This window comes from Ideonella azotifigens (assembly GCF_006519715.1).
GTDB classification, from domain to species: domain Bacteria; phylum Pseudomonadota; class Gammaproteobacteria; order Burkholderiales; family Burkholderiaceae_C; genus Ideonella; species Ideonella azotifigens.
Genome location: NZ_VIDT01000358.1, coordinates 1 through 5,638, shown reverse-complemented (window position 1 = coordinate 5,638; position 5,638 = coordinate 1). Strand labels below are relative to the sequence as shown.

The window sequence follows — 5,638 nt, the reverse complement described above, 5'->3', positions numbered from 1 at the left end:
TCCTCGCCGCCTACCCGGACATCCGGCTGGAAGTGACGGTCGACGAAAGCTTTGTCGACGTGCTGGCTGCCGGCTGCGACGCCGGCATCCGCTACGACGAGCGGCTGGAGCAGGACATGATCGCCACGCCCATCGGCCCGCGCCAGCAATGCATGGCCACCGCCGCCTCGCCCACCTACCTCGCAGCGAGAGGCCGCCCCGAGCACCCGCGCGACCTGCTGCAACATGCCTGCCTGCGCGGGCGTTTCGCCAGCGGCGCCATGCCGGGCTGGGAGTTCGAGCGCAACGATGAAGTCATCACGGTGGAGCCCACGGGACCGCTGGTCGTGCGCGTGGGCGGCGCAGGCGTGGACCTCGCTGTCGACGCAGCCATCGCCGGCTGCGGGGTCATCCACCTGTTTGAAGGCTGGCTGCAACCGCACCTGGCCAGCGGCGCGCTGATACCCGTCCTCGAAGACTGGCGCCGCCCCTTCACCGGCCCCTTCCTCTACTACCCCGGCCGCCGCCACCTGCCCGCGCCGCTGCGGGCGTTCGTGGACTTCGTGCAGGCGGCCCAGCGCGAGGCCTGAGCGTCAGAAGAAACCAGCCAGGAAGGCCGTTGCCTCTGGCGACAAACCCACGATCTTGTCGGTCGCCTGCCGGTAGAACTTGAAGTTCAATTCCGTCTCCGGCCGGCCGTCGTTCCAGTCCGAAAACGGCTTCAGTTCCGCGCGGCCCAGGCGACGCTTGGCGAGCCCGGTGCGCGCCACGGTGATGCTGACCCGTGGGGTCTGCCGCTCGACGCCTGGCATGCGCGGCACCGCTGCCGCCGCCGTCACGACACCACGCGCCACCAAGCCCATGCCACCTTCGTTCTCGCTGGCGAACAGGTAGACCACATCACCCACCGCAATCGTCTTGCCGCCGTACATGGTTTTCTGGCGGGGGAAGCGGAAGGTTGAGGCTTGAAGGTCGGGAATCTTGGTCTTGATGGCGAATGACATGATGCCGATTCTTGCGACCCATGGCCCCTCGGCCGCCTCGACTACTTGCTTCGCTGCTGCTCGATGTAGCTCAACTCGTTCAGCGCCACCTTGTTGCCTGGCTCGAATTCCAAGGACTGCTTGAACATTCGCTCGGCGTCATCCCAGCGTTGCAGGTCGATCAGCGCCGACCCCATGCCACGCAACGATGCGCCCTGATACGGCCGCTGTGACTCGTAGCGCTGCGACAACTCAAATGCATGCCGATATTCAGCCAGTCCTTCCTCGGCCCGCCCGAGCCGACCAAGAACGTAGCCTGTTTCAGCGGCAGTGCCAGCGGACACCGGTGCCACGGCTTCGATTGACTTCAACAAGGCCATTGCGGCAGCAAAGTCCTTCTTCTCGACGGCAAGGAAAGCTTGAAACTGCAGGCATTCCTTGTAGCCCCAATCGATCCACTCGAACTTCACATCGGTGGTCTTGCTGAATTCGCCGAACTCGACAGGCGACTGGAAGACGTACTGCTTGAGGCTCGGATCAAACATGGCCTCGAAAGCACGCCGAATGGCCGCAGCTTTCTCTTCGGCCTGCGCCCACCGGGTCGCGCGCACCAATTTTGCAAGTTCCTCGGTTTCCGGCCGTAGTTCGACGCCCTTTGCGGGCATGGCGCGCAATTGCATCTCTGTCGTGACGCCTTGAACCTCGGCCGCTATCGAGGAGAGCGGTCCGAATGCCAAAGCCAGCAGTGAAAGGATCAAGAGACGTTTCATGATTTCAGTACCCACGGCCCAGGTTGATTGCCGGTGGCAATTCACCAGTTTGCCGCCAATTCCCAACATTCCCTGCGACGATCGCCGCCGCCGTCCCCAGGTCCGTCGGCCCCGAACAATGCGGCAGCACCGTCACCCCCGGATGCTTCCATTGCCACTCGCTCGGCGGCAACGGCTCAGTCGCAAACACATCGAGCACCGCATGCGCAATCTGGCCGCTGACCAGCGCCGCCCGCAAGGCCTCGTCATCCACGATCCGCCCGCGCGCGAAGTTGATGAGTTGCGCGCCGCGTGGCAGCCAGGCCAGTCGCTCGGTGTTCAACAGGCCGGTGGTTTGCGGCGTGAGCGGGAGCAGGCAGACGAGGATGTCGCAGGCGGTGAGCATGGGCTGCAGTTCATCGTCGCCGGCAAAGCAGGTCACGCCTTCGATGGCCTTGTGCTTGCGGCTCCAGCCTCGGACCTGGAAATTGGCGGTGAGCAGGCGGCGGGCGGCTGCTTCGCCAAGAGCGCCGAGGCCGAGCAGGCCCACGGTGCGTTGGCGGGCGGGCACGTAGGGCTGAGACTGCCAGATGGCCTCGGCCTGCTGGCGGGCGTAGCGGGGCATGTCGCGGTGCAGGTAGAGCGTCCAGGCGAGCACGGCTTCGGCCATGGTGTCAGCCAGCTGCGGGTCGACCAGGCGGACGATCTTCAGCGGCGTGTCACCCAGCTCTGCCACCAGCCGCTCCACGCCGGCCCAGACGCTGTGCACCCATTGCAGCGCCGGAAGCTGGCGCAGGTCTGCAGGCTCCGGGTTGGCGACCACGGCGACGGTGCAGGTGGCGCGTTCTTCGGCGCTCAATGCGTCGAAGCGCACGACGCGCTCGCCTGGCATGGCTTGCTGCAGCGCCTGCACCCAGGCATCGGTTTCACTGTCGCCAGCGCGGGCGACAAAGGGGATGGCGCCTGCCGTCATGCGGCGTACACCGCATCCAGGTCCGCGAAGCCCTTGACCTCGATCGGGTTGCCCGAAGGGTCCAGGAAGAACATCGTGGCCTGCTCGCCGGGCTCGCCGCGGAAGCGGATGCTGGGTGCCAGCACGAAGTCCACGCCTGCGGCGCCGAGCCGGTCCGCCAGGGCTTGCCAGGCGGGCAGCGCCAGCACCACGCCGAAGTGCGGCATGGGCACCATGTGTTCGCCGACGCGGCCGGTGTTGGCCACAGGAAACGGTTCGCCCAGGTGCAGCGAAAGCTGGTGGCCGAAGAAGTCGAAGTCGACCCAGGTGTCGGTGCTGCGCCCCTCTTCGCAGCCCAGCAGGTTGCCGTAGAACTGCCGGGCCTCGTCCAGGCTGCGGACGTGGATTGCCAGGTGAAACAGTGAGGTGGCCAAGAGGCGCTCCGGTGGGTGAAAAGCAAGCCCCAAGGGTAGCGCGCCCGGCCCGCCCATGCCCCAATGTGCGGTAGCGCACAGACCGGCCGCGCTTCCACGCGTACAAGCCATGTCCTCACAACGCTTCAGAAAGCCTTTTTCATGGCCAACAACATTGCCGCACACAAGCACCGCACCCGCCTCCATGTGCTGCGCGACCGCGTGAAAGCCGCGCTGCGCGACACCAAGCGCGGGCTGGCCGGTGCCAAGGAGCGGCTGGCGATGCACCAAGCCAATCGCGCCGCCTACCGCGCCGCGAACCCCTGAGATCCTGGCCCACTGCGGCCACCTCTCCGGCGCCTGCCGAGCCAGCTCGCAGGCGCCCGCAAACAGTTTGACCCTGGCCCCGCGGGATGCGGCAATCCAAGGTCCACTGCCACTTTGCGAAAAACAGCCTCGCGCTGTCACAAACTACCGGGCCGCTCCGTCTAGGCTTCATGCCGACTGATTCGAGCCAGCCCATGACCACCACCCCTGACGCCTTCGCCGCCACGCGCCCGCGCCTGCACGCCATTGCCTACCGCATGCTGGGCACACGGGCCGACGCCGAGGACGTGCTGCAGGACGCCTGGTTGCGTTGGCAGCAGGCGGACCAGGCGGCGCTGCAGTCGGCCGAGGCCTGGCTGGTGACTGTCGTCACGCGGCTGTCCATCGACAGGCTGCGCGCGGCCAAAGCGGAGCGGGCCGACTACATCGGCTGCTGGCTGCCCGAGCCACTGGTGGAGGTGGAAGAGCGCACGCCGGAAACCATGGCCGAGCTGGCGAGTGACCTTTCGGTCGCCTTCATGTGGGCACTGGAGCGGCTGACGGTGGACGAACGTGCCGCCTTCCTGCTGCGCCAGGCCTTCGACCGCGACTACGACGAGATTGCCGCCATGCTGGGCAAAAGCGAAGCCGCCTGCCGGCAACTGGTGCACCGGGCCACCGAGCGTGTGCGCCAGGGCCAGCGGCGCTTCGAGGTGCCACGCCACACGCACCGCGAGCTGCTGGCGAAGTTCATGCACGCGGCGCAGACCGGCCAGACCCAGGCCATGGAAGCGCTGCTCGCGGCAGATGCCGAGTTCGTGGGCGACGGCGGCGGCAAGATGCCCGCGTCTTCCAAGGTGCTGCAGGGCGGCCACCGCATTGCCAATCTGTACGGCGTGCTGCCAAGCAAGGTCGAAGGCGGCGTGGACTACCGGCTCGCCGAGGTCAACGGCGAGCCGGGCCTGCTGCGCTACTTCGGCGGCCAGCTGGAATCGGCCCAGGCCTTTGTGACGGACGGCGAACGCATCGTGGCGATCTACGTGGTGCGCAACCCGGACAAGCTGCAAGGCATTGCACAGCAGTTGCATTGAGATCGCCGCGAGATTTTTCGGCTTTTTCGGTGAGGCTGTCACAGGCGCCCAAGTCGCCGCGTCTTGATGAGTGAGAGGGCCGCAATCGTGCTGGCCCGGCTTCACGAAAGACAGCAACCATGACCGCCCACGCCCCCCGCGTCGCCTATTCCCAACTCGCCCCGCAGGCCTTCAAGGGCCTCTACCAAGCCTCTGGCGCGCTGCGCAAGGACCGCCTGGGCGCCCGCCTGGTCGAACTTGTGTTCCTGCGCGTCTCGCAGATCAACGGCTGCGCCTACTGCATGGACATGCACTGGCAGGACCTGGTCAAGCTGGACGCCGACCCGCGCCACCTGAACGCCGTCGCCGGCTGGCGCGAGGCGCCGTTTTTCAGCGAACGCGAACGTGCTGCGCTGCGCTGGGCCGAGCTGGTGACCGACATCCCGCACAAGGACGCCAGCGACGAAGAGTTCGCGTTGCTGAAGGCCGTCTTCTCCGACGAGGAGATTGCCGACCTGGCCTTCGCCATCGCCATCATCAACGCCTGGAACCTGATCAGCGTGAGCATGCGCAACCCGCTGCCGCAACAGGCCTGAGCCCCACCGGCACCCGGCTTGCCGAGAGACCGCATCGTCGGTTTCAAGGCATGTCATGCACATCGGCACCGCAGGGTGGTCCATTCCCAAAGAGGTGGCGACGGCATTCTCGGGCGAGGGCCAGCACCTGGCGCGTTATGCGCTGGTGATGAACTGCGCCGAGATCAACACGTCCGCCTACCGCCACCATGCGCCGGAGGTCTACGCCCGCTGGGCGGCCATGACGCCGCCGGACTTCCGCTTTGCCGTGAAGCTGCCGCAGGCCATCACGCACGAGGCGCAGCTGCGCCGGGCGCGCAAGCCGCTGCAGCAATTCCTCAACGAAGCGAGCGGTCTCGGGGACAAGCTGGCGGTGCTGCTGGTGCAGTTGCCACCATCGTTCGCCTTCGAGGCCAGACCGGTGCGCAGCTTCTTCGGTTTGCTCGCAGAGCTGTACGCCGGCGCGGTGGTCTGCGAGCCACGGCACAAGACTTGGTTCACCCCTGCGGCAGACCGCGTGCTTGCCGGCCTGAAGGTGAGCCGCGCTGCGGCAGACCCGGCCAAAGTGCCCGAGGCCGCCCTGCCCGGCGGCTGGCTGGGCCGGCAGGGCG

General features: G+C 66.8%; 9 protein-coding genes. 5 read left to right on the top strand and 4 right to left on the bottom strand.

The genetic code is table 11. From position 1 onward, the window contains the following. On the top strand, positions 1–569 hold a 569-nt coding region (locus FKP22_RS19245; RefSeq protein ID WP_233446893.1), incomplete at its 5' end, for a LysR substrate-binding domain-containing protein. 3 nt (positions 570–572) lie between these two features. On the opposite strand, the gene FKP22_RS19240 is transcribed toward FKP22_RS19245, so the two are convergent. The 4 genes from FKP22_RS19240 to FKP22_RS19225 are packed head-to-tail and all read right to left on the bottom strand — an operon-like array spanning position 573 to position 3,097. Further along, the gene (locus FKP22_RS19240) at positions 573–983 is read right to left on the bottom strand and encodes a hypothetical protein (protein ID WP_141289325.1); all 411 of its coding nucleotides are present in this window, start codon (positions 981–983) and stop codon (positions 573–575) included. 41 nt (positions 984–1,024) lie between these two features. Then, positions 1,025–1,720: a tetratricopeptide repeat protein gene (locus FKP22_RS19235; RefSeq protein WP_170200964.1), complete on the bottom strand. Its 696-nt coding sequence runs from the start codon at positions 1,718–1,720 to the stop codon at positions 1,025–1,027. 16 nt (positions 1,721–1,736) lie between these two features. Beyond that, positions 1,737–2,684: a 2-hydroxyacid dehydrogenase gene (locus FKP22_RS19230; protein WP_141289323.1), complete on the bottom strand. Its 948-nt coding sequence runs from the start codon at positions 2,682–2,684 to the stop codon at positions 1,737–1,739. Then, positions 2,681–3,097, bottom strand: coding sequence for a VOC family protein (locus tag FKP22_RS19225; RefSeq protein WP_141289322.1), 417 nt, complete (start codon positions 3,095–3,097; stop codon positions 2,681–2,683). Before FKP22_RS19225 ends, FKP22_RS19230 begins: the two co-directional genes overlap by 4 nt. A gap of 141 nt (positions 3,098–3,238) precedes the next feature. Between FKP22_RS19225 and FKP22_RS32280 the strand changes: the two genes are divergently transcribed. From FKP22_RS32280 to FKP22_RS19210, 4 genes are all read left to right on the top strand, one after another. Further along, entirely contained in the window at positions 3,239–3,403 is a 165-nt protein-coding gene (locus tag FKP22_RS32280) for a hypothetical protein (protein WP_170200963.1), read from the top strand. 170 nt (positions 3,404–3,573) lie between these two features. Next, entirely contained in the window at positions 3,574–4,473 is a 900-nt protein-coding gene (locus tag FKP22_RS19220) for an RNA polymerase sigma-70 factor (protein ID WP_141289321.1), read from the top strand. A gap of 119 nt (positions 4,474–4,592) precedes the next feature. Then, on the top strand, positions 4,593–5,048 hold the full coding sequence (locus tag FKP22_RS19215; protein WP_141289320.1) for a carboxymuconolactone decarboxylase family protein: 456 nt from the start codon (positions 4,593–4,595) through the stop codon (positions 5,046–5,048). Between the two features lie 55 nt (positions 5,049–5,103). Further along, positions 5,104–5,638 (top strand): DUF72 domain-containing protein (locus FKP22_RS19210; protein WP_141289319.1); only part of this gene is annotated, 535 nt, incomplete at its 3' end.

Coding starts and splice junctions, on each gene's coding strand:
- FKP22_RS19230 (WP_141289323.1), bottom strand. CDS start 2,684: ATGACGGCAGGCGCCATCCCCTTTGTCGCCCGCGCTGGCGACAGTGAA.
- FKP22_RS19240 (WP_141289325.1), bottom strand. CDS start 983: ATGTCATTCGCCATCAAGACCAAGATTCCCGACCTTCAAGCCTCAACC.
- FKP22_RS19215 (WP_141289320.1), top strand. CDS start 4,593: ATGACCGCCCACGCCCCCCGCGTCGCCTATTCCCAACTCGCCCCGCAG.
- FKP22_RS19220 (WP_141289321.1), top strand. CDS start 3,574: ATGCCGACTGATTCGAGCCAGCCCATGACCACCACCCCTGACGCCTTC.
- FKP22_RS32280 (WP_170200963.1), top strand. CDS start 3,239: ATGGCCAACAACATTGCCGCACACAAGCACCGCACCCGCCTCCATGTG.